The 23,300-nt window shown below is 72.2% G+C and carries 26 protein-coding genes and 2 pseudogenes; 11 read left to right on the top strand and 17 right to left on the bottom strand.

The window, feature by feature from the left end:
• Window positions 1–52: 52 nt before the first annotated feature.
• On the bottom strand, window positions 53–487 hold the full coding sequence (locus tag OO60_RS40555) for an SRPBCC family protein (protein WP_004559455.1): 435 nt from the start codon (window positions 485–487) through the stop codon (window positions 53–55).
• Window positions 488–688: 201 nt separating this feature from the next.
• Here OO60_RS40555 and OO60_RS40550 point away from each other — a divergent pair, with 201 nt between their 5' ends.
• Window positions 689–1,159 (top strand): MarR family transcriptional regulator, encoded by a 471-nt coding sequence (locus OO60_RS40550; protein ID WP_004559454.1) that lies wholly within the window; start codon window positions 689–691, stop codon window positions 1,157–1,159.
• A 62-nt stretch (window positions 1,160–1,221) separates the two neighbouring features.
• On the top strand, window positions 1,222–1,965 hold the full coding sequence (locus OO60_RS40545) for a class I SAM-dependent methyltransferase (protein ID WP_004559453.1): 744 nt from the start codon (window positions 1,222–1,224) through the stop codon (window positions 1,963–1,965).
• Between the two features lies 1 nt (window position 1,966).
• On the opposite strand, the pseudogene OO60_RS44830 reads toward OO60_RS40545, so the two are convergent.
• Window positions 1,967–2,725 (bottom strand): annotated as a pseudogene (locus tag OO60_RS44830) (ABC transporter substrate-binding protein).
• Window positions 2,726–2,864: 139 nt separating this feature from the next.
• Between OO60_RS44830 and OO60_RS40535 the strand changes: the two are divergent.
• Complete coding sequence (locus OO60_RS40535; RefSeq protein WP_004559451.1) at window positions 2,865–3,557, top strand: ABC transporter permease; 693 nt, start codon at window positions 2,865–2,867, stop codon at window positions 3,555–3,557.
• Window positions 3,554–4,264 carry an ABC transporter permease gene (locus OO60_RS40530; protein WP_033263357.1) on the top strand — a complete coding sequence of 237 codons (711 nt, stop codon included), beginning with the start codon at window positions 3,554–3,556 and terminating at the stop codon, window positions 4,262–4,264. The genes OO60_RS40535 and OO60_RS40530 overlap by 4 nt, the downstream gene beginning before the upstream one ends.
• Before the next feature lie 6 nt (window positions 4,265–4,270).
• Here OO60_RS40530 and OO60_RS40525 read toward each other — a convergent pair whose 3' ends face one another.
• The 7 genes from OO60_RS40525 to OO60_RS40495 form a co-directional block, all read right to left on the bottom strand.
• Window positions 4,271–4,834 (bottom strand): cadmium resistance transporter, encoded by a 564-nt coding sequence (locus tag OO60_RS40525; RefSeq protein WP_004559449.1) that lies wholly within the window; start codon window positions 4,832–4,834, stop codon window positions 4,271–4,273.
• 28 nt (window positions 4,835–4,862) lie between these two features.
• Complete coding sequence (locus OO60_RS40520; RefSeq protein WP_004559448.1) at window positions 4,863–6,311, bottom strand: aromatic amino acid lyase; 1,449 nt, start codon at window positions 6,309–6,311, stop codon at window positions 4,863–4,865.
• Window positions 6,308–7,315 carry an ornithine cyclodeaminase family protein gene (locus tag OO60_RS40515; protein ID WP_004559447.1) on the bottom strand — a complete coding sequence of 336 codons (1,008 nt, stop codon included), beginning with the start codon at window positions 7,313–7,315 and terminating at the stop codon, window positions 6,308–6,310. Before OO60_RS40515 ends, OO60_RS40520 begins: the two co-directional genes overlap by 4 nt.
• On the bottom strand, window positions 7,312–7,854 hold the full coding sequence (locus OO60_RS40510; RefSeq protein ID WP_004559446.1) for a YbaK/EbsC family protein: 543 nt from the start codon (window positions 7,852–7,854) through the stop codon (window positions 7,312–7,314). Before OO60_RS40510 ends, OO60_RS40515 begins: the two co-directional genes overlap by 4 nt.
• 13 nt (window positions 7,855–7,867) lie before the next feature.
• Complete coding sequence (locus OO60_RS40505; RefSeq protein ID WP_004559445.1) at window positions 7,868–8,161, bottom strand: DUF2516 family protein; 294 nt, start codon at window positions 8,159–8,161, stop codon at window positions 7,868–7,870.
• Window positions 8,162–8,245: 84 nt separating this feature from the next.
• Complete coding sequence (locus OO60_RS40500) at window positions 8,246–8,935, bottom strand: hypothetical protein (RefSeq protein WP_004559444.1); 690 nt, start codon at window positions 8,933–8,935, stop codon at window positions 8,246–8,248.
• Window positions 8,932–9,333 carry a helix-turn-helix domain-containing protein gene (locus tag OO60_RS40495; RefSeq protein WP_004559443.1) on the bottom strand — a complete coding sequence of 134 codons (402 nt, stop codon included), beginning with the start codon at window positions 9,331–9,333 and terminating at the stop codon, window positions 8,932–8,934. The genes OO60_RS40500 and OO60_RS40495 overlap by 4 nt, the downstream gene beginning before the upstream one ends.
• 144 nt (window positions 9,334–9,477) lie before the next feature.
• Here OO60_RS40495 and OO60_RS40490 point away from each other — a divergent pair, with 144 nt between their 5' ends.
• The gene (locus tag OO60_RS40490) at window positions 9,478–10,626 is read left to right on the top strand and encodes a methyltransferase domain-containing protein (RefSeq protein WP_004559442.1); all 1,149 of its coding nucleotides are present in this window, start codon (window positions 9,478–9,480) and stop codon (window positions 10,624–10,626) included.
• On the opposite strand, the gene OO60_RS40485 is transcribed toward OO60_RS40490, so the two are convergent.
• The 3 genes from OO60_RS40485 to OO60_RS40475 are packed head-to-tail and all read right to left on the bottom strand — an operon-like array spanning window position 10,619 to window position 11,958.
• Complete coding sequence (locus OO60_RS40485; protein WP_004559441.1) at window positions 10,619–11,233, bottom strand: AAA family ATPase; 615 nt, start codon at window positions 11,231–11,233, stop codon at window positions 10,619–10,621. The two genes, OO60_RS40490 and OO60_RS40485, sit on opposite strands and share 8 nt — an antisense overlap.
• A gap of 1 nt (window position 11,234) precedes the next feature.
• Window positions 11,235–11,582 carry a TFIIB-type zinc ribbon-containing protein gene (locus OO60_RS40480; protein WP_081656034.1) on the bottom strand — a complete coding sequence of 116 codons (348 nt, stop codon included), beginning with the start codon at window positions 11,580–11,582 and terminating at the stop codon, window positions 11,235–11,237.
• A 7-nt stretch (window positions 11,583–11,589) separates the two neighbouring features.
• Window positions 11,590–11,958 (bottom strand): VOC family protein, encoded by a 369-nt coding sequence (locus tag OO60_RS40475; RefSeq protein WP_004559439.1) that lies wholly within the window; start codon window positions 11,956–11,958, stop codon window positions 11,590–11,592.
• Between the two features lie 83 nt (window positions 11,959–12,041).
• On the opposite strand from OO60_RS40475, the gene OO60_RS40470 reads away from it, so the two are divergent.
• Window positions 12,042–12,503 (top strand): CGNR zinc finger domain-containing protein, encoded by a 462-nt coding sequence (locus OO60_RS40470; RefSeq protein ID WP_004559438.1) that lies wholly within the window; start codon window positions 12,042–12,044, stop codon window positions 12,501–12,503.
• Between the two features lie 356 nt (window positions 12,504–12,859).
• Here OO60_RS40470 and OO60_RS40465 read toward each other — a convergent pair whose 3' ends face one another.
• The gene (locus OO60_RS40465; RefSeq protein ID WP_004559437.1) at window positions 12,860–14,158 is read right to left on the bottom strand and encodes a DUF445 domain-containing protein; all 1,299 of its coding nucleotides are present in this window, start codon (window positions 14,156–14,158) and stop codon (window positions 12,860–12,862) included.
• A 29-nt stretch (window positions 14,159–14,187) separates the two neighbouring features.
• Here OO60_RS40465 and OO60_RS40460 point away from each other — a divergent pair, with 29 nt between their 5' ends.
• Together OO60_RS40460 and OO60_RS40455 are read left to right on the top strand one after the other, a co-directional pair.
• Window positions 14,188–15,354, top strand: a complete 1,167-nt coding sequence (locus tag OO60_RS40460; RefSeq protein ID WP_004559436.1) for a pyridoxal phosphate-dependent aminotransferase — start codon at window positions 14,188–14,190, stop codon at window positions 15,352–15,354.
• A gap of 733 nt (window positions 15,355–16,087) precedes the next feature.
• Window positions 16,088–17,308, top strand: a complete 1,221-nt coding sequence (locus tag OO60_RS40455; RefSeq protein ID WP_244885652.1) for a hypothetical protein — start codon at window positions 16,088–16,090, stop codon at window positions 17,306–17,308.
• A 496-nt stretch (window positions 17,309–17,804) separates the two neighbouring features.
• Here OO60_RS40455 and yczR read toward each other — a convergent pair whose 3' ends face one another.
• Window positions 17,805–19,259: a MocR-like transcription factor YczR gene (gene yczR / locus OO60_RS40450; RefSeq protein ID WP_051767957.1), complete on the bottom strand. Its 1,455-nt coding sequence runs from the start codon at window positions 19,257–19,259 to the stop codon at window positions 17,805–17,807.
• A gap of 61 nt (window positions 19,260–19,320) precedes the next feature.
• On the opposite strand from yczR, the gene yczE reads away from it, so the two are divergent.
• Window positions 19,321–19,959 (top strand): membrane protein YczE, encoded by a 639-nt coding sequence (gene yczE, locus OO60_RS40445; protein WP_033263354.1) that lies wholly within the window; start codon window positions 19,321–19,323, stop codon window positions 19,957–19,959.
• Here yczE and OO60_RS40440 read toward each other — a convergent pair.
• Complete coding sequence (locus tag OO60_RS40440; protein WP_004559390.1) at window positions 19,938–20,465, bottom strand: Clp protease N-terminal domain-containing protein; 528 nt, start codon at window positions 20,463–20,465, stop codon at window positions 19,938–19,940. The two genes, yczE and OO60_RS40440, sit on opposite strands and share 22 nt — an antisense overlap.
• Window positions 20,465–20,674: a sigma factor-like helix-turn-helix DNA-binding protein gene (locus OO60_RS40435; protein ID WP_004559389.1), complete on the bottom strand. Its 210-nt coding sequence runs from the start codon at window positions 20,672–20,674 to the stop codon at window positions 20,465–20,467. The genes OO60_RS40440 and OO60_RS40435 overlap by 1 nt, the downstream gene beginning before the upstream one ends.
• Before the next feature lie 91 nt (window positions 20,675–20,765).
• On the opposite strand from OO60_RS40435, the gene OO60_RS40430 reads away from it, so the two are divergent.
• Window positions 20,766–21,551, top strand: coding sequence for a protein phosphatase 2C domain-containing protein (locus OO60_RS40430; RefSeq protein ID WP_004559388.1), 786 nt, complete (start codon window positions 20,766–20,768; stop codon window positions 21,549–21,551).
• A 36-nt stretch (window positions 21,552–21,587) separates the two neighbouring features.
• Window positions 21,588–22,154, top strand: a pseudogene (locus OO60_RS46150) (DUF998 domain-containing protein); the annotation flags it as partial.
• 78 nt (window positions 22,155–22,232) lie between these two features.
• Here the strand turns inward: OO60_RS46150 and OO60_RS40420 are convergent.
• Window positions 22,233–23,261 (bottom strand): D-cysteine desulfhydrase family protein, encoded by a 1,029-nt coding sequence (locus OO60_RS40420; RefSeq protein WP_033263353.1) that lies wholly within the window; start codon window positions 23,259–23,261, stop codon window positions 22,233–22,235.
• Between the last annotated feature and the right edge of the window lie 39 nt (window positions 23,262–23,300).

Here is a 23,300-nt window from a genome sequence, read left to right as displayed (position 1 = left end):
ATTCCACCCGATGCAACCAGCTAACCGGGGCGCAGATTCCGATTGTGACGAGCTACACGATCTCGGCGAGCTTGCCGAGCACGCCGTCGTAGATCTTCTTGAGCCCGCCCGGCGCGAACGTCTTCTCGAAGAAGCCGCCGATGCCACCCGCACCGTCCCACGTGGTCTCGATCTTCACCACACTGCGGTCACCCGCTTCGGTGACCGTCCACGTGGTGACCATGCTGGAGTTCGCGTCGGTCTCGACCAGCGTCCCCGGCCGGGGCTCGGTGACCGTGGCCTTGACGTCGCGGACCCGCTTGGACGTCGCCTGCAGCTTCCAGCCCGCCTTGGTCCCGGCGCCGACGCCGCCCTCGGTCACCTGGTAGTCGCGGTAGTGCTCGGTGAGCAGCTTGGGGCGCGTTTCGGCGTAGTCGGCGACGAGCGCGCGGACCTTGTCGGCCGGAGCGTCGATCGTGCGCTCCGCGGTGGCCGTGACCTTTCCCATTTCACTCCTCTTCCCGGCGTACGGATCAGGGTCCACGATTTCACCGCCCGGCGCACCACCGGCGGGCGCCCTCGCACGTCCCAGATAGTGAGCGGCGGAAGTCCGCTCTGGACAGCCGTTTCCGCAGTTCAGGAGCCGGCATCGACGTCGGAGCCCTCAACGCCGACGCCGGACCCGCCGCTCGGCGGTTAGGCTGCCCGCATGGGTTCGGGTGCGCACCGCCGGGCGACGGTGGCGGTGAAGGAGTCGCTGCGGGAGCTGCGCAACCAGCTGTCGCTGCTGAACCACCAGGTCAGCGCGCACCTGGCGCTCAAGGACGTCGACCTGGACTGCCTCGAGCTGATCGGCAGGCACGGCCCGCTCAGTCCGAGCGCCCTGGCCCGCCGCGCGGGCCTGCACCCGGCGACGATGACGGGCATCCTCGACCGCCTGCAGAAGGGCGGCTGGGTGGTCCGCGAGCGCGACCCGGAGGCGGCCGACCGCCGGTCGGTGGCGGTCCGCGCGGTCCGCGGCCGCAACGCGGAGCTGTTCCGCCTCTACGCGGGGATGAACACGGCGATGGACGAGCTGTGCGCGGGCTACACCGAGGAGGAGCTCGAGCTGATCGCCGGGTTCCTGCACCGCGCGACGTCGGCGGGCAACACGGCCACCGGCGACCTCGCAACGGGCTGACCAGCGGGTTTTGTGCTGTACTGCGTCCCATGTGGCAGTCGGGTGACGCGTACGAAGCATTCATGGGGCGGTGGAGCCGCCGGCTGGCGGAGACGTTCGTGCGGCAGCTCGACATCCCACCGGGCCGCCGCTGGCTCGACGTGGGCTGCGGCACGGGCGCACTGACGGCGGCGGTCCTCGCCGCGGCCGACCCGGTGGAGGTGGCCGGCGTGGACCCGTCCGAGGGGTTCCTGGCATCCGCCCGCGAGCGCGTGCCGGACCCCCGGGCAGCGTTCACCGTGGCCGACGCCCGCGACCTGCCCTTCCCGGACGACCGCTTCGACGTGGTCGTGTCGGGCCTGGTCCTGAATTTCGTCCCCGACCCGGCGGCGGCCGCGGCGGAGATCAAGAGGGTGACGGCCCCCGGCGGCCGCGCGGTGGCCTACCTGTGGGACCTGGCGCAGGGCATGGAAATGCTCAGGTGTTTCTGGGACGCAGCGGCCGAGCTGGACCCGGCGGCCGCAGAGCTGCACGAAGGCCGCCGGTACCCACTGTGCCGCCCGGAGCCGTTCGGCCGCCTGTGGACGGAGGCAGGCCTGAAACAGGCGGTGGTCGACGAGCTCACGATCCCGACGACGTTCCGCGATTTCGACGACTACTGGCAGCCGTTCCTCGGCCGCCAGGGACCGGCCCCGGCGTACCTCGCGGCGCTGCCCGAGGAGCAGCAGGGCCGGATCCGCGAGCTGCTGCGCAGCCGCCTGCCGGCGAACCCGGACGGGTCGATCCCGCTGACGGCCCGGGCGTGGGTCGTCAGCGGGACCGCGTAACTCAGAGGCCGGCCTGCGAGAGCCAGTCCTTCGCGACGTCCGCGGCCTGCTCGCCGTCGGAGTCGACCTTCTTGTTCAGGTCGCGCATCACGTCGGTCGTCAGCTTCGCGCTGACCGCGTTCACCGCGTTGGCGAAGTCGGCGCCGCGCTCGTCGAGCACCTTCTTGTTCACCGCCGGCACGACGTTCTCGGTCGGGACGATGTTGAGGTCGTCCTTGAGCACGGTGTAGTTCGGGTCACCGGTCAGCGGGCTGACCGAGTCGACCGGGATCACCGTGACGGCGCCGGACTTCAGCTGCTGAACGCGCGGCCCGGCCTCCTGGATCGTCTGGAAGCTGATGTTCGTCAGCTTGTAGACGTCCTTGAAGCCGAGGAAGCACGGAAGGCGCTTCTCGCACTCCGGCGGCCCCGCCATGACGACCTTGTCGAGCTTCTTCAGGTCGCTGATCGACGCGATGCCCTTGTCCTTGGCCAGGTCGGACTTGACGATGTAGGTGTTCTTGTCCTCGGCCGGCGCGAAGTTCAGCAGGCCGACGCCGCTGGGCTCGAACAGCTTCTAGCCCTTGGCTTCCAGCGCCTGCGCGTAGATCTCGGCGAGGATCTGGCTGTCGGTGAAGTTGAAGGACGCGACGACGATCGGCGCCCCGCCCTTGCCCTGCGCGGCGGGCTTGTCACCGCTGTCGCTGCCGCCACAGGCGGCCAAACCGAGCGTCGCCGCGACGGCCACCGCCACCACGGACGCGTTCCGGAACCAGCGCACGAATCCCCAACTCCCTCGTCACTCGAACAGACGAAAGGACCCTAGCCCCGCCCCCCGACAAGAAACCACATCGTGGGACGAACGGCGCACAATTCCCAGTCTGCGGAATTATCCCGCCCGATCGGGGTAGGGTCGGCCGGTGCACGTGACCGCGGTGACACCCCTGGCCGCCGACAGCGGCCCCCCGATCTTCCAGTGGCGGTGGGTGGACCGCAACGCCGACGCCATCGTCCACCGGCTCGTCGAGCACATCTCCCTCACCGGCGCCGCGCTGGGCATCGGCCTGGTGGTTTCCATCGGGCTGTCGGTGCTGGCGCTGCGTTACCGCTGGTCGTACGGGATCATCCTGGGCACCGCGGGCGCGCTGTACGTGATCCCGAGCCTGGGCGCGTTCGCCGTGCTGGCGCCGTTCTTCGGGCTGACGTTCGTGACCGCGATGATCCCGCTGGCGACGTACACGCTGCTCATCCTGGTCCGCAACATCGTCACCGGCGTCGACCAGGTGCCCAAGGAGGTCCGCGAAGCCGCCATCGGGATGGGCTACACGCGCACGCGGATGCTGTGGCAGATCGAGCTGCCACTGGCGCTGCCGGTGGTGATCGCCGGCCTGCGCGTGGCCGCGGTGACGACGATCGGCCTGGTCACGGTGACGTCCATGCTCGGGCTGGGCGGCCTCGGCTACTTCATCCGCGCCGGCATCCAGAACACCACTCCCAACCCCACGGAGATCATCGTCGGCATGGGCCTGTCGGTGGTGCTGGCGGTGGTCGTCGACCTGCTGCTGTGGCTGGGCGAGCGCCTGCTGACCCCTTGGACCCGGAAGGCGCGATGAGCTTCTTCGACCAGCTGAACGCGTGGCTAGCCGACCCGAACCGGTGGAGCTGGACGGACCGGGAGGGCGTGCCGTACCGGACCTTGGAGCACCTCAGGTTTTCCCTGCTGGCGCTGGTGATCGCGGCGGCGCTGACCATCCCGGCGGCGCTGTGGCTGGCCCACTACCGCCGCGGCGCGTTCCTCGCGAGCAGCGCGGTGAACATCGGCCGCGCGATCCCGAGTTTCGGGTTGATCATCCTGTTCTGGTTCCTGGCCAGCCGCTGGGAGTGGGACACGACGTTCTGGCCGTTGCTGCTGGCCCTGGTCGCGCTGGCGATGCCCCCGTTGTTCACGAACACGTACGCGGGCGTGGTGTCCCTGGAGCAGGAGACGGTCGACGCGGCCCGCGGGACGGGCTACCGCGAACGGCAGATCATGCTGCGCCTGGAGTTCCCGCTGGCGTCGCCGGTGATCCTGGCGGGCGCGCGGGTGTCGTTCCTCCAGCTGATCGCCACGGTGGCCATCGGCGCGATCGTCAACGACGGAGGCGGCTTGGGCCGCTACATCGTCGACGGCTTCGCGGTGGGGGCCCAGGGGTACGGGGAGATCTTCGCCGGCGGTTTGGCAGCGGTGATCCTGGCGCTGGTGTGCGACGGCGCGTTCGCCCTGCTGACTCGGGTTGCCACGCCGCGCGGGCTGGCGTTGCAGAACGCCCGGCGGGACTGACCGGGCCTAAAACGCGCCGACCAGGATCAGCACGCCGAGCGCGATCAGTACGGCCGGCAGCACCACGTGGCCCCAGCGGGAAAGCACGCGCGCCACTCTCCGGCGAGTGGCCAGGAACCGACCGATGACGCACCAGACCGCCACGCCCGTCAGGAACACCGCCGCGTAGCCCGCCAGACCCGCCGGCCCGGTCGCCGCGAACGCGGGGACGTACACGCCGACGTTGTCGCCGCCGTTGGCGAAGCACACCAGCGCGATCCCGAGCAGCCCGGTGGCCGGGGGCGGCTCGTCGTCGTCCTGGTGCCCTGCTTGCCAGGCCGCGCGGAGTCCGAGCAGCAGCGGCAGCACGCCCAGCCAGCGGACGGCACCGTCCGGGAGCAGCCCGGCGCCGAGCGCGCCCGCGATCGAGACCGCCAGGATCGCCGCGAAGCCGAGGAACTGACCGACCACGACCGTGACCTCGCCGCGGCGTCCGGCCGCCCGGCCGAAGAACACCGCGAGCAGCACGAGGTCGTCGACGTTCGTCGCCGCGAACATCGCGGCCGCGCGGCCGAGCAATCCGGCGTCCACACTGTCCTTCCGGTGAACCGCTCGCGGGTCAGGTGAGCGTGGCCAAGTCGTCGAAGAACGCCGTCCGGCAAGCCGCGATCAGCCGCTCGATCTCCGGCCCGAGCGGGCGGTCCTCCGCCACCGGCGGCACCACCGACCGCACCCACCGATAACCCGCCCGCAGCCCCGGCACCCCGTCCCCGCCGGCCAAATACCGGGCCTGGGACGCCGTGACCAGCTCGCACGCCGTGATCGCGAAAACGTGCCCCGCCGCCGCGCGCAATTGCTCGCCGGCCGCTGAAGCAAAGGCCTGGACGTCCTCCTGGCCCGCCGAGGTGTCCAGCGAACCGAGCGTTGCCGGGGTGGCCAGCCGGCGCAGTGCCTGCAGCTCGCCCACCGCTCGTTTGTGCAGCGGGACCAGGCCCGCCTGCGGTCCCGGGTCCGCCGTGAGCTGCGCCGGGAGCCCGGTGAACCGCTCGTCCAGCAGGCGGTGCGCCCGCTGCACCGAAACCTCGCCGACGTGCACCAGCGCCGCCGTCACCGCGTCCATCCGCAGGCCGAGGTCCACCGCGTGGTAACCCGTTCCCGGCACGAACGAACCGTCGACGAAGGACGGCGAATCGCCCGGCATCGTCCCCCAGCGCCGCCAGGTCTCGTGCAGGTCCGCGTTGACGCGGGAAGCGTGGGCGAGCGCCCGCGGCGCCACGCGGACCGACAGCGGGGCCTGCACGACTCCGGGCCGCACCGGGCCGATCCCGGCCAGCGCGTTCAGCTCGTGCAGGAGCGTCCGCAGGTGGTCGTCGCCGCCCGCCATGACCGGGGCGAAGACCTCGCGCGGAGCGCCGAGCACGTCGATCGCCATCGCCTCGGTGAGCGTCTGCAGGTCGATGAGCTGCTGCGTTTCGGTCCAGCCGCGCTGAGCGTGCAGCACCGCGAGCGGAGACCCCTGAAGCAGCGAAGCCCCTTCTTTCGGTCCGAGGACATAAGGTGCGGCACCCCGGCGAGCGAGCGCCGATGCGGCCGGCACTTCGGCGCCGTCCTCCAGGACCGTGCCGATGCCGAGGAACGTCTGGAACGCGTGGGACAGCGCGATGATCTCGCCCGAACTGCCGAGGCCGAAGCGCGGGACAGCGGGCGTGAAGCCGTCGTTCAGGCGGTCCACCAGGAATTGCACCAGCTCCGCGCTCACCCCCGACCACGGCCGCAGGAAATCCCGCAGCCGCTGGACGAGCAGCGCGCGGACGTCCGGCGGCGGCAGCCACGGCGGCCCCCCGACCGCGCGGCCGATCAGCAGGTTGCGCTGGTGCTCCGCCTGCTGCCGCGCGTCGAGGGCGACCCCCGCGAGCCTGCCCATCCCGGTGTTGACGCCGTAGACCGGTTCCGCCCGGTCCGCGAGCGCCGTCAAGACCTCTTCCCGGCGCCGCTTCAGGGCTGCTACCAGCGATTTGTCCAGAACCAACCGTTCACTGTCAGCGAACTCGCCGTCGGAGACGATCATCGGTACGGCAGCATGGTGCCGACGCCGGAAGCCTCGGCACGGGCGAGGATCATGTCGGCCACCGCAACGTCCGTTGTGGACAGTCCGCGGTGCCAGAACAGGATCCGTTCGGTGTCGTGCTCGCGACCCGGCTTCTTCCCGGCCACGACGTCGCCGATCTCGGCGTGGACGTTGTCCTCGGTGAGGAGGCCGGCGTTGAGCTGCGGGCGCAGGGCGCCGAACCGCGGGTTGCCGGACCGCGATTCGCGCCAGTCGTCGACCACGACCTTGTCGATGTCCTCGAGCAGCGTGAGCTCGAGCGCGCTGATCGTGCCGTAGGGCACCAGGAAGGTGCCCGGCCGGAGGAACTCGCGCCGCACCAGCGGTTCGGGTTCGACCAGCCGGGAGGCCTCGACCTGGATGTCCGCGCCGTCCAGGGTTTCCTCGGCCGTGACGCAGACGCGGACGTCCTTGCCGAGCCGTTCGGACAGCCGCCGGCCGAAGTCCTCGCGGGACTCCGGGCGCTTGCTGGTCACGCGGATCTCGGCGAAGTCGAACAAGGAGTCCAGCAGCACGACGTTCCACCAGGCGGTCCCGCGGGCACCGATGTGCCCGAGCACCCGGGAGTCCGGGCGGGCCAGGTACTTCGCGCCGACGGCGGTCATCGCGCCGGTGCGGGCCTCGGTGATCATCGTGCCGTCGACGATCGCCCGCGGCATGCCGGTGTCCGGGTCCAGCAGCAGGATCAACGCCATTTCCGAAGGGAGGCCCCGTTCGAAGTTCCCCACGAAGTCACCGACGACCTTCACGCCACTGACCTGCTTCGCGGACAGGTGGCCGCGAAGGATGTTGAAGTGGCCTTTGCCGCCGTTGTCCGGCACGAGGTGCGTACGCGGCTCGAAGACGACCTGGCCGCGGCCGTGGTCGGCGAGGACGTCCTCGACCGCGCCGACGATGTCGGCGTCCGTGACACCGAGCGAGTCGATGTCGGCGCCGGTCAGGTACCGGAGCCAGACGGACGTCACCGGGCGAGGTCCTCGACGACCTCGGCGCCGGGCAGCGCGGCCAGTGCGGCGCCGGAGATCAGCAGCTTGCTGCCGCGGATCCCGCTGCCGATGACGAGCTCGGGAGCGTCGGCGACGCGCCGGTCGATCAGGATCGGCCACTCGGCGGGCAGGCCGACCGGCGTGATGCCGCCGTACTCCATCCCGGTCAGGGAGACGGCTTCGTCCATCGGCGCGAACGACGCCTTGCGGACGTCGAGACGGCGTTTGACGACGCCGTTGACGTCGGCGCGGGTGGTCGCGAGCACGAGCGCGGCCGCGAAGCGGACTTCGCCCGCGCGCTTGCCGGAGACGACAACGCAGTTCGCCGACGCTTCGAGCGGCGAGCCGTAGGTCTCGCAGAAGGCGGCCGTGTCGGCGAGGGCCGGGTCGATCCCGGCGACGCCGACGGCGTCCGGGTCGGCGAGCGCGGCCAGGGCCTTGGCGACGGGCTCGGCGAGCAGGTCAGTACGCGTGGGGGCGGGAACGACGGTGAGGCTCCCGGCAATGGTCCAGGTCACCCCGCCAGCCTAACTACCAGCTGGAGCCGCCGCGCTGGACCTCGATCAGCTTCGGGCGGACGTCCACGATGTAGACCAGCACCGCCGCCATCGCCGGCACCCAGAAGATCATCCCCGGGCCCATCACGCTGAACAGCGCCATGGCGAGGGTTGCGCCGCCGGTGATCAGCATCCAGATCGGCTTGGTCTTGCGGTCGGCTGCCGAGTACGCGTCGGCGCGCTGGAGCAGCGCGTGCACGAAGGCGAAAAGCCCGACCAGCGCGCTGCCCCAGTGGATGACATTGAGGATCCAGATGGCGACTAGCACAGCGACAGCTTACGGCAAACCACCCGAACGACCCCGGCCCCGCCACCGGGGGTCCGGTGACGGGGCCGGGAGTTCACGGCGTTGTCACTTGTCGGTCTTCGGCGCGGCCGGCTTCTTCGCGGCGGCGCTCGTGGTGCTCGACGTCGTGGTGCGGCGGGCCGGGGCGGCCGTCTTCGGGGCCGTCTTGTTCGCGACGCGGCGGCTGGCCGAACGGGTCTCGTGGGCGACGTCATCACCCAGCTCCTCGATGGCGTCGGCCGCTTCGCCGGCGACCTCGGTCACCTTGCGGGCGGTCTTCTCGCCGGCCGAGCGGGTGCGCTTGGTCACCTTCGCCAGCACGCCGTCGACGCGCTCGCGGACCTCGGTCGTGACGTCCTCGACCTGGCCCTGCGCGGTGGTCAGCGCCTCTTCCAGCTGCTCGATGGCCTTCTTCACCTGCGGCTGCGCGGCGATCTTGTCCCACGCCTGCTCGCCCGACTCGGCCAGCTTGTTGTACAGCTTCAGCGCGGCCTCGGTGTACTCGTCGATGACCTTGCGCAGCTCGGCCGGGTCCAGCTTCTCGCGGAGGCTCTCGACGTCGGTCGGCAGCTCCTGCAGGTTCTTGCGGGCCACCTCGCCGCTCTTGGTCACGTTCTCCTTGGCCTTCGCCACGGCGTCGGTGACGGCGTGGGTGGCCAGGTTGCCGGCGCCGAGCGCGGCGAGCAGCGGGGTGCGGACCTGGTCGAGGGCCGTGGTGACGGCCTTCTTCACGTCTTCGGTCTTGGGCGTGGTCATGCTGACTCCTCGGTGTGGTTCGTGGCTGGGGCGGGAGCGGCGGCCGGCCGTGCCGCGGCGTTCTCCCGGCGGAAGGACTCGTAGACGTCGAGCAGGACCTGCTTCTGCCGTTCGGTCAGCTCGGCGTCGGCGCGGATCGCGTCGCCCACCGGCCCGCCGGTCGGCAGGTCGAGGATCCCGGCCTGCACGTACAGCGCTTCCGCCGAAATGCGCAGGCCCTTGGCGATCTGCTGCAGGATCTCCGCGCTGGGCTTGCGGACCCCGCGCTCGATCTGGCTCAGGTACGGGTTGGACACGCCGGCGAGCTTCGACAGCTGGCGCAACGAAATCTTCGCGGTGTTGCGCTGCTGGCGGATGTACTCGCCGATGTCGGAAGCGATGTCCGCGACCTTTTCCATGGGACTGCCGGATCCTGACGTCCCACCGGTCTCCGTCATCCGGTCACCTCCTCGCGACACCATCGACGGTACGCGCGAGTGCTAGCTATTGCAAGCACCCTGCTTGCAACCATCGGGTGTGATGCGCACCGCTACCGTGGTGCCATGACGCGCTCGGCCCGGCTGCGGCGGCGGCTCGTCGAGCACCTGCTCGACGAGGACGTCCTGCACGCCCCGGAGTGGGTCGCCGCCTTCCGCGCGGTCCCCCGGCACGTCTTCCTGCCGCGGTTCTTCGTGCCGGCGGGCGGGCTGTGGGCGGCGGTCGACCGCGGCGACCCGGGCTGGCTGGAGACCGTCTACTCCCGCGACGTCCTGGTGACGCAGCTGGACGACGACCCGGACCGCTGGGAGCTCGCGCGCCGCACCGGCCCGGTGGCGGGCACGCCGACGAGCTCGTCCAGCATGCCGTCGATCATGGCGATCATGCTCGAGGAGCTGCGGGTGCGCGACGGGCAGTGCGTGCTCGAGATCGGCACCGGCACCGGGTACAACGCCGCCCTGCTGAGCCACCGCTGCGGCGCCGGGCAGGTGTCCACAGTGGACATCGACGCCGGCATCGTCGCGACGGCGCGCGAGCGGCTGGCCGCGGCGGGGTACCACCCGGTGTGCGCGGTGGGCGACGGCGCGCTCGGCTTCCCGGCCGGCACCGTCTTCGACCGGGTGCTGTGCACGGCTTCGGTGTCGCGGATCCCGCCGGCCTGGCTGGCGCAGACGAAACCGGGCGGGCTGGTCGTGACGACGCTGAACCGCCCGATCGGCGCCGGGCTGGTCCGGCTGGTCGTCGGCGAAGACGGCGACGCCCAGGGCCGCGTCCTGGCGCGCGACGGCCGCTTCATGCCGCTTCGCGCGCATCGGCTGCCGGAGACGAGCCCGTTGCCGATGCCGTCGCGCGGTGACTGGGAGCAGACGCGGCTGCCGATGTCGGCGGTGCTCCAGCCCCGCCGCCAGTTCGAGTTCTTCGCGGGCCTGGCGCTGCCCGGGGTCCGGCCGGTGCGCGAAAGCGGCGACCACGAAGCGCCGGGCGTCGCCCTGGTCCACCCGGACGGCTCGTGGGTCCGCCACCGCAAGCGCGGCGGCGCCGACGAGGTGGCGCAGGGCGGGCCACGCGCGCTGTGGGAAGTCGCCGAGGCGGCCTACGTCGAGTGGTGCGAGCTGGGCAAGCCGGACCGCGACCGGTTCGGGCTGACGGTGACCGGCGACCGCCAGGAGTTCTGGCTCGACGCCCCGGACGGCCGCGCCTGGCCGCTCACCTAGGCAGCCGCGCGCGGATCCACCGCTCGACGTGGTCGGCCGTCTCCACCCGGGAGACGTCCGTGGTGTCGAAGACGTCGACGCCGAGGGCCGGCGCCGACTTCCGGAGCCAGTCGTTGAACTCCAGCATCTCGTCGATCCGCTCCTCGTCCCACTCCCGCCAGACCGGCCGTGCCCGCAGCCGGGCGCGCAGCGACGCCGGCGACCCGACCAGGGCCAGGTAGTGGATGTCGCTGAAGAACGCGCGCTCCGGCAACGGCTCGAACTCCGGCGGCGCCACCGTCCCGCACAGCACGACCGGGCGGCCGTTCTGGTGCAGCATCGCCGCCATCCGCAGCCAGACCGAGCGGAACGACGTGACGGCGTCGCGCAGGGCGTCGATCCAGAGGACGTCCTGGTCCAGCACCACGACGTCGCCGCCGAACCGCTCGGCCAGCAGCGGGCCCATCGTCGACTTCCCCGCGCCGCTCGGCCCGGTCAGCGCGAACAGCGGCAGCTTCCGGAACGGCCACTCGTGCCCGCACTTCGCGCACGCGACGACCGCGCCGGTGACCACCGGGCGTTCGGCCAGTTCCCCGCAGGCCGGACAGATCCGCAGGTCGAGACCCATTTCAGTCGAACAGGTTCTCGAGGAAGCTGCGCTTGCGGTGGCCGTACGGGCGCGGGGAGTCCGCGTGGCCACCGCGGTACGGCCGCGGCGAGTCCGCATACCCGCGGTGCGGCCGCGGGGAGTCCGGGTAGCCGCCGCGGTAGGGCCGTGGCGAGTCGGCATGACCCCGGTAGGGCGGCGGCTGGTGGCCGTAGAACGAGCTCTCCGCGCCGACGATCGCCTCGAGCTCGCCGCGGTCCAGGAAGATCCCGCGGCAGCCTTCGCACTGGTCGATGTGGATGCCGTTCTTGTCGACGGTCCGCATCCGGTTCTGACACTTCGGACAAATCACACCGCAGAGCCTACGCAAAAACGCCTCAGCAGGCGCAGAGGCAGAACGGGTGCCCGGCCGGATCGGCGTAGACGCGGAAGGTCTCGGGCTTGTCGTCGAGCAGCTTCGCCCCCAGGCCGAGCACGCGCTCGTGCGCCGCCTCCAGGTCCGTCACGTTCAGGTCCAGGTGCAGCTGCTGCGGGTTCTCCGCGGACGGCCACGCCGGCGGCCGGTGGTCGGGCACCCGCTGGAACGCGATGCCCGCGCCGCCCGCGGGGTTGGCCAGCGTCACCCAGTGCCCGTCCTCGGCCACTTCGGGCGCTTCCCAGTCCAGCACCGAGCGGTAGAACTCGGCCAGCGCCACCGGGTCGGGGCAGTCGAGGGCCACCACGCCCAGGGTCGGTACCGCACTCATCGTCGCTCCCTTCGATCATGAGTAACCAGTGAAGCGATTATGTGGGTTAGCACCCCCGGAGGCAACCGCCGTACAATCGGCAAGTGCACACCGACGCCTCTTTCGTGGTGGAGTTCCTCAACACGGTCAACGTCGAAGAGGGCACTGACCTGCTCGAAGATCCGGGGCAGTGGCACGGGTGGGCGGCCGGGCACGGACTGGCGGCCAACCCGGCCGCCGAGGCGCGGGCGGCGCGGGACGCCCTGCGCGCGGCGATCGGCGACCCGCGGCTGCCCGGCGGCCGCCTCGACGTCGGCACCCGGATCTCCCTCACCGACGACGGGCCGGCGCTCGTCGCGGACGACGTCGTCGGCGCGGTGTTCGCGGCCTGCGCGCGGCTGGTCGTGCGCGGCGACTGGATCCGGCTGAAGATCTGCCCCGCCGACACCTGCCTGTGGGCGTTCTACGACGAGTCGCGCAACCGCTCGCGCACGTGGTGCTCGATGCGCGTCTGCGGCAACCGCGAGAAGGCGCGCGGCTGGCGCGCCCGCGCGGCGGCGGGCTGACCCGCTCCGGCCGACACGCGCACCCAGGCGGACGACACGCGTACCCAGATGGACGACACGCCGGAGCCCACCGAGGTCCGGCCGTGTCGTCCGGCCAGGTACGCGTGTCGTCCGGCTAGGTACGCGTGTCGTCCGGTGGGGTACGGGCCCTCATCCGAGCGGCGGACCCTCGAACGGCTGTGGACAACTTGGGGACGAAGCACCACATATCCACGCCCCGGACGGCCTCGCCCCCACACGTTGTGGACAGCCGTTAGGCCATCACCGTGAAAAGTTGTGGATAACCCCGGGGATAACTCAGGTTCCTGTGGACAACTGGTTTGAAACTCCCCCAGGTGTGGTATAGGACACGGCCCTCAGAACAGCAGCTCCGCCACGGCGTAGATGACGAGCCCGGCGAGCGCGCCCACCACCGTGCCGTTGATCCGGATGAACTGCAGGTCGCGGCCCACCTGGAGCTCGATCTTGCGGGACGTCTCCTCGGCGTCCCACCGCTCGACCGTGTCGGTGATGATCGTGGTGATCTCCCGTGAGTAGTTCTTCACGAGGTACGCGGCGGCCCCCTCGACCCAGCCGTCGGCCTTCGCGCGCAGCTGGTCGTCCGAGATCAGCCGCTGCCCGAGCGACGTGAGCCCGAGCCGGACGCGCCGGCGCAGCTCGCTCGACGGGTCCTCGGCCGCGGTCAGCAGCATCTCCTTCGCCGTGCTCCACGCCGAGCCGATCAGCCGCTGCACCTCCTCGTGGTGCACGATCTGGCCCTTGACCTGCTCGGCGCGGGCCATCACGTCCGGGTTCGTCTGCAGGTCCTGGGCGAATTCGCCGAGGAACTTGTCCAGCGCCAGCCGCATCGGGTGGTTGACGTCGGTCTTCACCGCCCACGCGAAGGACAGCACCTCGCCGTACACCTTGTCCGCGAGCATCTCGTCGACGAACTTCGGCGACCAGCTCGGCGCCCGGTCGGACACCACGCGCAGCATCGTCGTGTGGTTGTCGCGCACCCACTCGTACGCGCGGTCGCACATCAGGTCCACGAGCTTGTGGTGCGCGCCGTCGGCGAACACGCCCTGCAGGATCTTGCCCAGCGGCGGGCCCCACGGCTTGTCGATGATCCGGCGCGCGACGGCCTGCTCCATGATCGCCTGGACGTCCTCGTCGCGGAGGACGCGAACGGCCGCCCGGACCACCGTGGCCAGCTCGGACGTCACGCGCTCGGCGTTCTCCTCCTGCGCCAGCCACGCCCCCAGCCGCCGGGCGATCTCGACGCGCTTGAGCTTGTCGCGCACGACCTCCTCGGAGAGGAAGTTCGAGCCGACGAAGTCGCCGAGGCTGGAGCCGAGCGCGTCCTTCTTGTTCGGGATGATCGCCGTGTGCGGGATCTTCAGCCCGAGCGGGTGCCGGAACAGGGCCGTGACGGCGAACCAGTCGGCCAGCGCGCCGACCATGCCGGCCTCGGCGGCGGCCCGCACGTAGCCGACCCAGCCCGGCCAGCCGGCCGACTGCGCCCAGCTGGTCAGCAGGAACACCAGCGTCGCGCCGAGCAGGAACGACAGCGCGACCAGCTTCATCTTGCGCAGCGCACGCCGCTTTTGCTCTTCACCGGCCGCGCCACCCGGCGGGTCGGCGGGCGTCACCTTCGCGGGGGTCAGTTGCTCCACAACGCCATTGTCCGTGAGGATGGCTGATCGTGCGCGAACCTGCTCTCGTCCCCCGGCTGCGGCCGTTCACGTCGACCATCTTCGCCGAGATGACGGCGCTGGCCGTCCGGCACGACGCCGTCAACCTCGGCCAGGGCTTCCCGGACACCGACGGCCCGGACGGCATGCTCGAAGCGGCGAAGAACGCCCTGTTCGGGGGCGCCAACCAGTACCCGCCGGGGCCGGGACGGCCGGAGCTGCGGGCCGCGATCGCGCGGCACCGGCAGCGGTACGGCACCGAGTACGACCCGGACACGGAGATCCTGGTCACCGCGGGCGCGACCGAGGCCATCGCGGCGACGCTGCTCGCGCTGACCGAGCCCGGCGACGAGGTGATCGTCATCGAGCCGTACTACGACTCCTACGCCGCCGCGGTCGCCATGGCCGGCGCCGAACGACGGGTCGTCGGCCTGGTCGAGGGCCCCGGCGGCCGGCTCGGCCTCGACGTCGACGGCCTGCGCGCCGCGGTCACGCCGCGGACCAGGGCGATCCTGGTGAACTCGCCGCACAACCCGACCGGGACCGTGTTCACCCGCGCCGAGCTGGCGGCGCTGGCCGCGCTGTGCGTCGAGCACGACCTGATCGCCATCTGCGACGAGGTCTACGAGCACCTGGTCTTCGACGACGCAGAGCACATCCCGCTGGTCACGCTGCCCGGCATGCGGCCGCGGACGGTGAGCATCTCCAGCGCGGGCAAGACGTTCAACTGCACCGGCTGGAAGATCGGCTGGGTCTGCTCGACGCCGGAGCTCGTCGCCGCGGTGAAGGCGGCGAAGCAGTTCATCACCTTCGTCTCGGGCGGGCCGCTGCAGCCGGCCGTCGCGCACGCGCTCGACCACGAGCTGCCCTGGGTCGACGGCCTGCGCGCGTCGCTGCAGGAGAAGCGGGACCGGCTCTCGGCCGGGCTCGCGGACGCGGGGTTCGCCGTGCGGCCGACGGCGGGCACCTACTTCGTCTGCGTCGACGTGCGGCCGCTGGGCTTCGCCGACGCCGCCGACCTGGCGTGGGAACTGCCCGGCCGGGTCGGGGTCGCGGCGGTGCCCGTGAAGGTCTTCACCGATCACCCGGACGAGTGGAAACACCTGCTGCGTTTCGCGTTCTGCAAGCGCAACGAAGTGATCGACGAGGCCATCACCCGATTGCGCAAACTGGTCTGACGACCGCGGCCGGGTTGAGTAGACCCGGTCCGGGGCCGTTCCGCGGCGGCACCGCGGTGAGCGCGGCCGCGCCGGGTGCGTGGCGGCGCCGGGACCGCGCGGGCGGCCGCCCACCACTTGCCGCGACCCATCGTCACGCTCCGCGATCAACGTGACGGCGTCCGGTGGGGACGGCACCGGCCGGGAGACGGCCGCGGCCCTCGGCTCCGCCTGCCGACGCTCCGCCGCGCTCGACGCCCTCCGGTGCCGCCGGGGCACCGGCTTCGCGATCACGGACCGCAAGCGGATCGCGGGCCGGTCGGAGGGAAGCGTTTTCGGCGCAGCACAACCGAAGCCGCGTGCGGAACCCGTTCGGCCCAGTGGCCGTCCCACATCCCGGACGTATTTCCGGTCACTTGGCCGAAACCACGGACCGGAATCGCGTCGGCACGCATCGCTGTCGGCGCGCGGGAAACATCAGGTCAACGCTCTGGACTGCAACTTGCACCGCTCCTCCGAATGGCCGCAGGGAAGCACCCGAACGGCACTGAGAGTGATCAACTCGTCGGCCGCAGATACCTTGCCCGGGAGGGCTGGTCCGCCTTGCGGGCTGGATCGAACGCGGGAGAGATGAAAGACTCCCGAGCGGTGCTAGAACGAGTGCAGCCCCGGGGGAACTGCGACCTGGCCGGAGAACGACCCAGCAACGACAGGCTCGACGCGAGAGCCTCAGGCGCGGACGGTGGTGGTGGCGGTGAGCAGCACGGCGGACGTGCGCCGCGGCGCCCCCGCGCTCACTCCCGGTGAAACCCCTTCATACGCGCGCGTGCGCGCGCCGCGCCCGTGGGCGGCCTCGCTGCAGCGGCCCGCCGCCAAGATCCTGTTCGCCGGCGGCCTGACCGTCGCCGGCTGGCTGCTCGGCGCCGCCCTGACCGGCAGCACCGCGTCGGCCGCCGAGGCGCCGACCTGCCCGGAAGCACCCGTCGTCTCCACTGTGGACCATGCCGCCAAGCCGCTCCTGCCGGGCCGGCACCGCAAGCACCACCACGACACCGACGCCGCCGCGTGCCCGGTGCAGCCGAAGGCCGACACCGCCGAGCCGCCGGCCGAGACCACAAAGGACACCGAAGCACCGAAGGCCGAAGAGGCCAGCGGGACCACAAAGGACACGAAGACCACCGAAGCACCCGCCACCACGAAGGCCACGTCCTCCGGCGGCCTGGTCAACGGCCTGGTCGGCGGCACGCTCAACGCGGTCGGCGGCGTGGTCGGGACCACAAAGGACACCGTGACGGCCGCGCCGGGCGGCGGCGGCGTGGCCGGCGGGCTCGTCGGCGGCGTCCTCGACGTGGTCGGCGGGACGCTCTCCACCGTCACGGGCACCGTCGGCTCCCTCACGGACACGGTCGGCACGCTGACGGACACGCTGTCCCACACCGTGCTCTCGCCGCTGACCCAGCCGTCTCCGAACAACCCGGACGCGCCGGTCCTGCTCCCCCTCGACGACGTGCTGGGCCCGGTGCTCGGCGGCTCGAACTCCGGCGGCGGCACCGCGACCGTGCCGGTCGTGACCACCGTCGTCACCCAGGCCGCGGCCGCCGAGCCGGCCGCGGACGCGGTCACCACGACGACGACGGCGGCGGACCCGCAGACCACCCGGGTCTCGGTCACGCACCTGGTCGTGCGGCACGCGCAGTCGCTGCCGGCGGTCCAGGAGCAGCCCCGCGACTCCGGCACCCACGCCACCGGCGGCGGTGACTCCACGCCCGGTCTGCCCGGCGGCACCACCGCCCCGAGCGCGCCGGCCCTCACCGCCACGCCGGGCCACGACGGCCCCGGCGGCGCCCGCCACGCGTTCGCCGTCCACACCGACCGCGTCACCACGACGCAGCTCAAGCTGATCGGCACCAGCCGCGACCACGAGGTCGACGGCGCCGGGCGCGAAGCCGCCCTGCCCACCACTTCCCCCGACTGACACGGAACCCCGCAGCCGGGGACAAGTGCGCCCAAACCAAGATCGACTTGGTGCGCCCGAACGCCGTTGAGGCGTGACGAATCCCCTGCTCAAGCGCGTAATCCGTGGCTCTCTCACGTCTCGTGACGCCCGAGCGCGTCCGACGTACCCCCAGGGGCGAAACCGATGCGAAACCCCAGTCTTTCCGACCGGCCGACCGCGCCCGGCCGGGTCGGATCCCGGTCCCGGCGTCGCGCTGCCCCCGCGACGCCGGGACCCACACCGGGCGCGCTCCGGGAGCCCTTGCTCACCGCGCCGAGCGAGGACTCGCAGTACCGCGAGCGCACCTGAGCCGCCGGCTTCCCGGCACGTCGAGGGGCGGTGCCGGGAAGCCGCGGTACCCGCGAACGGGGTCACGTCCGTGAGCGGGTGTGTGGAACAACGAACCGGTGCGCTGGATGCACCCGAACGCCGCCCATCCCTGGGAGCAGGCTCGCATCCAGCGCACCGGTTCGTTTCACGCGATGGGCGCGTCCAGCGAGGCCGGCGTCCCGCGCACCGACGCCTCCGCCGCGCTCAGCCGGCGGATCGCCTCCTGGATCTTCTCCGGCGGCAACGCGAACGGCAGCCGGATCCAGCGCTCCAGGCCGCCGTGGACGCCGAAGCGGGAGCCCGGCGCCACCTGGATCCCGTGGCTCGCCGCCGCCACCGCCAGCCGGGAGCTCACCGGTTCCGGCAGCCGGCACCACAGCGACAGCCCGCCCTTCGGGAGCGTGAACGTCCAGTCCGGCAGGTGCTGCGCCACCGCGTCCGCCAGCGCGTCCCGATGGCCGCGCAGCTCCTCGCGACGACGGGCCAGCGCCGCCCAGCCGTCGGCCTCCAGCAGCTCCGAAAACACCACCTGCTCGAAGACCGGCGAGCCGAGGTCCACGGCGTAGCGGGCCGAAACGAGCCGGCCGAGCAGGTCTTCCGACGCGCGGATCCAGCCCAGCCGCAGCCCGCCCCAGTGCGACTTCGACGCCGAGCCGACGCAGATCACCAGGTCGCCGGCGAACGCGGCCAGCGGCGGCGGCCCGTTCAGCGGGTCACCTTCGAGGTCCAGTTCGACCAGGGTCTCGTCCACCACCACCGGCGTCCGGGCCCGGGCGAGGACCGCGCCGAGCCGTTCGCGGCCCTCGGCGTCCAGGCGCAGGCCGGTCGGGTTCTGGAAGTCGACCACGAGGTACGCCAGGCGCGGCGACGCCTGGCGCAGCGCCGCGTCGACGCCGGCGATGTCCCAGCCGCGGGCGCCGGTCGGGTCGAGCGCGACGGGCACCGGGATGGCGTGCGCGGCCCGGATCGCCTCCAGGGCGTTCGGGTAGGTCGGCTGCTCGACGAGCACGCGGTCGCCCGGCCCGGTCAGCATCCGCAGGGTCAGCACGAACGCGTGGTGCGCGCCGTTGGTGACCATGATCTGCGCGGCCGTGGTGGGCAGGCCGCGCTCGGTGTAGCGCCGGGCGATCTTCTCCCGCAGGCCGAGCAGGCCACGTTCCTGGTAGCCGTGCTGCCCGAGGTGGTCGACGAGCGCGCAGCGGGCCGCGTCGACCGCCGCGACCATCCCGGGCGGGGCCGCCGGCGAGGCGTGGGCGAAGTCGATCAGGTCGCCGCCGTCCGGGACGACGGTGTCCCGGCGGCGCCGCCCGGGTGCGGTGATCCACGAGCCGGCGCCGCGGCGGCTCGCGACGAACCCGTTCTCGCGCAGCCGGTCCAGCGCCGCGCCGATCAGCGTCCGGCTCGCCCCGAGCGCGTCGGCCAGCTCCCGCTCGGCGGGCAGCCGGGTGCCGAGCGGGAGCTGGCCGTCCAGCACCTGCAGTTCGATCGCCGCGGCGAGGTCCGCCGCCCCTTGCCGCGAGCCACCTTGGCGCCACGAGCCCAGCATGATGGCCAATCGCGGACCGGAGATGCGTCCACCCAGCGGGATCAGCGGTTCCATAAGGCCAATATTCCAGAATTGGCTATGGTTTACCAGGCCACCTGCCGTCAATAGTGGACGCGTGGCTCAACTCGATCTCCGTCCCGTCCGGATCACCCGCGACCCCGCCCGGCGCAGCGTCCAGCTGCTCGCCGGGCTCGCCCTCTACGGCACCAGCGTCGCCATGCTCACCCGCGCCCACCTGGGCCTCGAGCCCTGGGGCGTGCTGGCCGAAGGCGTCATGAAGCACACCGGCCTGACCTTCGGCACGGCGACCGGTGTGATCTCGGTGGCCGTGCTGCTGCTGTGGATCCCGCTGCGCCAGCGGCCCGGGATCGGCACGGTGGCGAACGTCGTGGTCATCTCGGTGACCGTCGACCTGGTCCGGGCGGTGCTCCCGGACGCCCACGACCTCGCCTGGCAGATCGCGCTGCTGGCCGGCGGGGTCGCGCTGAACGGCTTCGCGACCGCCACCTACGTCGGCGCCCGGCTGGGCCCGGGCGCCCGCGACGGGCTGATGACCGGGCTCGCGGCGCGCACCGGCCGGTCGGTCCGGCTGGTGCGCACCGGGATCGAGGTCACCGTGGTCGTCGCCGGCTTCTTCCTCGGCGGGACGGTCGGCGTGGGCACCGTGCTCTACGCCCTCGCGATCGGCCCGCTCACCCAGGCCCTGCTGCCGCTGGTGGTGTGGCGCGACCGTCAGCCCGCCTTGCGCTCCTGAACGACCCGGCGCAGCGTCGCGTAGTCGGCGCCGCGCCGGGCCAGCACCTCTTCGGTGCCGCGCTGCTGCGCCAGCGCCAGCAGGATGTGCTCCTGCCCGAGGTGCTTGTCCCCCATCCGGACGGCCTCCTTGAGGCTCAGTTCCAGGGTCTTCTTCGACTGCGTGGTGAACGGCAGGTGCCCGCGCTTGGCCGGGCCCAGCCGCCCGGCCAGGGCGCCTTCGCCGTGGGTCTGCTCGACGCGTTCGACGATCTGCTCGACGTCGATGCCGAACTCGGTCAGCGCCGCCGCGTCGGCGTCGCTGACCCCGCCGCGGCGGCGGGTGCGGGCCAGCTCCGCCGCGATGTCGTCGGCGGCCACGCCCAGCGCGGTGAGCAGCGGGACGTCCGCCTTGACCAGCCCGGCCAGCAGGTGCACCGGGCCGATCTCCCCCGAGCCGGACTGCCGCGCCACGATCTGCGCCTCGACGACGGCCATCCGCGCGTCCGCCGTGAACCTCTCGAACATCAGTGCCTCCCGTACTTCTTGTGCACGGCCTGCCGGCTGACCCCCAGCTCGGCGGCGATCTCCTGCCACGACCAGCCGTGCACCCGCGCGCTGCGCACCTGCACGGCCTCCAGTTGTTCCAGCAGCCGCCGGAGCGCGGCGACCGCACGCAGTCCCACCCGGGGATCGCGGTCACCGGCCCGGGCGGCCAGGTCCGTTGCTTCGGTCATGGTTGTCAACCTACGTTGACATTCGGCGCGTGTCAACTCCGGTTGACACGCTCAGCGCGAAGCCGCCGGGCCACCGACGTACAGTCGGGTGATGCCCGAGATCGCGATCGCCGAACGGGCCGGGGTGGGCGCGGACGGCCACCCACGCCCCACCGAGGACCACGTCGTCGTGCTCGGCAACGCCGTGCTGGTCCTCGACGGCGCCACCTCTTCGGACCCCTCGCAACCCCCGGGCGGCTGGTACGCCGAACGGCTGGCCAGGCGCCTCGCCGACGACCTCCGCGCAGCGCCCGGAGCCGACCTGACCGACGTCCTGACCAGCGCGATCGCCGCGGTGACGGCGGACAACGGCCTGCGTCCGCAGCAGTCGCCGTCGAGCACGGTCGCCGCCGTGCGCTGGCTCGGCGACCGCGTGGACGCCCTCGTGCTGGCCGACAGCCCGGTGGTCGGCTTCGGCGCCTTCGGGGTCGACGTCGTCTCGGACGACCGGCTCGCCCGGCTGCGGCGGCGCGGGATGCTCCAGACCGGCGCCGACGTCCGGCGCCGCCGCAACGCCCACGACGGGTTCTGGGTCGCCGAGGCCGTTCCGGGCGCCGCCGCGCACGCGGTCCGCCGCAGCTGGCGGCGGGCCGACGTTCACGCCGTCCTGCTCGCCAGCGACGGCGTCTCCATCGGCGTCGACCAGTACGCGCTCTTCGACTGGCGCGAGGTGCTGGCGACCGCCCGCGCCGACGGGCCCGACGCCGTGCTGGCCGCCGTCCGCGCCGCGGAAAAGCAGGATCCGGACGGCGAACGCTGGCCCCGGCCGAAGCGGCACGACGACCAGGCCCTGGTCCTGGTCGACTTCACCTCCGGGGGAATTCAGGGTCTTCCCTGATCACGGGCGTGCCGCCGGGACGGGAACCTGGACGGCATGGGGACGGAACAGGGGAAACGCACCAGACCGTGGCGGCTCGTCGCGCTGGGCGCGATCGGGTGGGGCCTCTTCACGGCCGTGGTGCTGCACATCGTCAGCTCGCGCAACCCGGTCTACGACACGCTGTCGAGCTACACGGTGACCGACCGCGGCGAGGGGATGCTCGGGGCGAGCGTGCTGTCGCTGGCCATCGGGTCGCTCGCGGTGCTCGGCGCGCTGCAGGTGGCCGGGGTGCCGCTGTCACGCACGACCCGGGTGCTGCTCGCGTTGTGGGCGCTCGGGCTGGCCGCGGCCGCGATCTTCCCGGCGAGCTACCCCGAGGCGCCGGACCCGGTGAGCGGCGAAATCCACCTCTACGCGTGCCTGGTCGCCTTCTGCAGCCTGCCCGGCGCGGCGATCTCGCTGCTGGAGCCGTTGCGGGGCCGGCCGGAGCGCGCCGCGCTGGTCAAGGCGATCCGGCTGTCCGCGGGGGCGTTCGCCCTGTTCGCCCTGAGTTTCCTGTTCGTGCGGCTGAGCGAAGCCGGCATCGAGCCGTTCCGCGTGATCTCGGACGCCTTCCCGATCGGCGTCATGCAGCGGCTGCTGCTGCTCGCCGACGTCGTGCTGCTGGGAACGTTGCTGTGGCTGGCGACCCGGCTGGAGTCAGCGTTCGACGGCCGCCGCGAATTCGGGCGCGTAGCCGTACAGGCCGGGCATGCCGCCGGTGTGCACGAACACCACGTGGTCGTCCGGGGCGAAGTGGCCGGCCCACTCGACCAGCGCGGCGGCCACCTTGCCGGTGTAGACCGGATCGAGCACCACGCCTTCGGTGCGCCCGAAGAGCCGTAGGGCGTCCCAGACGGCGTCGGTCGGGATGCCGTAACCGGGGCCGAGCGTGGAGTCGCCCAGCCGCGCGTGCGTGAAGGGCGGCGGCTCGACGCCGAGGAGCTTGGCCGCGCCGCCGACGAGGTCGTGGAGGTTCTCCGTGGCCTCGTCGAGCGGGTGGCTGACGCAGGCGATGCCGACGCCGAGGTTTTTCAGCAGGGCGGTGGCCAGAACCACCCCGGCCGCGGTGCCGCCGCTGGCGTGCGGGACGACCAGGTGCGCGCGCTCGATACCGCGTTCTTCCAGCTGCTTCGCGAGTTCGTGCGTGGCGCGGACGTAGCCGAGCGCGCCGAGGTCGTTGGAGCCGCCGACCGGGATGGTGAAGACCTTCCGGCCGTCTTCCCGCGCTTCGGCGACGAGACGGTCGTAGGTGCGGCCGGTCTCCTCGCCGTCGGCGCAGATGTGGACGGTCGCGCCGAAGAGCCGGTCGAGGGGCAGGTTGCCGCCGCGTTCGTACGCCTCGCCGTCACGCGGGACCTTGGCGGTGAGCACGAGTTCGCAGCGCAGGCCGAGCTTCGCGCACGCCGCGGCGGTCTGCCGGCCGTGGTTGGTCTGGAGCGCGCCGAAGGTGATCACGGTGTCCGCGCCGGCCACCTGCGCGGCGCCGAGGTGGTACTCCAGCTTGCGGAGCTTGTTGCCGCCGGCGCCGAGCGGGTGCACGTCGTCGCGCTTGAGCCAGAGGTTCCGCAGGCCCAGTGCTTCGCCGAGCCGCGGGGCCGCGTGCAGCGGCGTCGGCCAGCCACCGAGGTCGACGCGGGGGATCGCGGCCAGTGCGGCGTCGGGGAAGCCGGCGAAGTCGAAGGTCATGCGTCCCAGTCTGCCGCAAGGGTGGCCGAAGACCGGCGG

Origin of the sequence: Amycolatopsis vancoresmycina (assembly GCF_000716785.1) — a bacterium.
In the GTDB taxonomy this organism is placed as follows: domain Bacteria; phylum Actinomycetota; class Actinomycetes; order Mycobacteriales; family Pseudonocardiaceae; genus Amycolatopsis; species Amycolatopsis vancoresmycina.
This window is presented reverse-complemented; position numbering and strand designations above follow the sequence as displayed.

What these genes read in the sequence shown, in the direction of transcription:
- yczR (WP_051767957.1), bottom strand. Translation starts at nt 19,259, where the DNA reads ATGGAACCGCTGATCCCGCTGGGTGGACGCATCTCCGGTCCGCGATTG.
- OO60_RS40475 (WP_004559439.1), bottom strand. Translation starts at nt 11,958, where the DNA reads ATGAGTGCGGTACCGACCCTGGGCGTGGTGGCCCTCGACTGCCCCGAC.
- OO60_RS40545 (WP_004559453.1), top strand. Translation starts at nt 1,222, where the DNA reads ATGGGGCGGTGGAGCCGCCGGCTGGCGGAGACGTTCGTGCGGCAGCTC.
- OO60_RS40485 (WP_004559441.1), bottom strand. Translation starts at nt 11,233, where the DNA reads ATGGGTCTCGACCTGCGGATCTGTCCGGCCTGCGGGGAACTGGCCGAA.
- OO60_RS40555 (WP_004559455.1), bottom strand. Translation starts at nt 487, where the DNA reads ATGGGAAAGGTCACGGCCACCGCGGAGCGCACGATCGACGCTCCGGCC.
- OO60_RS40530 (WP_033263357.1), top strand. Translation starts at nt 3,554, where the DNA reads ATGAGCTTCTTCGACCAGCTGAACGCGTGGCTAGCCGACCCGAACCGG.
- OO60_RS40430 (WP_004559388.1), top strand. Translation starts at nt 20,766, where the DNA reads ATGCCCGAGATCGCGATCGCCGAACGGGCCGGGGTGGGCGCGGACGGC.
- OO60_RS40550 (WP_004559454.1), top strand. Translation starts at nt 689, where the DNA reads ATGGGTTCGGGTGCGCACCGCCGGGCGACGGTGGCGGTGAAGGAGTCG.
- OO60_RS40420 (WP_033263353.1), bottom strand. Translation starts at nt 23,261, where the DNA reads ATGACCTTCGACTTCGCCGGCTTCCCCGACGCCGCACTGGCCGCGATC.
- OO60_RS40490 (WP_004559442.1), top strand. Translation starts at nt 9,478, where the DNA reads ATGACGCGCTCGGCCCGGCTGCGGCGGCGGCTCGTCGAGCACCTGCTC.
- OO60_RS40440 (WP_004559390.1), bottom strand. Translation starts at nt 20,465, where the DNA reads ATGTTCGAGAGGTTCACGGCGGACGCGCGGATGGCCGTCGTCGAGGCG.
- OO60_RS40500 (WP_004559444.1), bottom strand. Translation starts at nt 8,935, where the DNA reads ATGACCACGCCCAAGACCGAAGACGTGAAGAAGGCCGTCACCACGGCC.
- OO60_RS40495 (WP_004559443.1), bottom strand. Translation starts at nt 9,333, where the DNA reads ATGGAAAAGGTCGCGGACATCGCTTCCGACATCGGCGAGTACATCCGC.
- OO60_RS40520 (WP_004559448.1), bottom strand. Translation starts at nt 6,311, where the DNA reads ATGATCGTCTCCGACGGCGAGTTCGCTGACAGTGAACGGTTGGTTCTG.
- OO60_RS40435 (WP_004559389.1), bottom strand. Translation starts at nt 20,674, where the DNA reads ATGACCGAAGCAACGGACCTGGCCGCCCGGGCCGGTGACCGCGATCCC.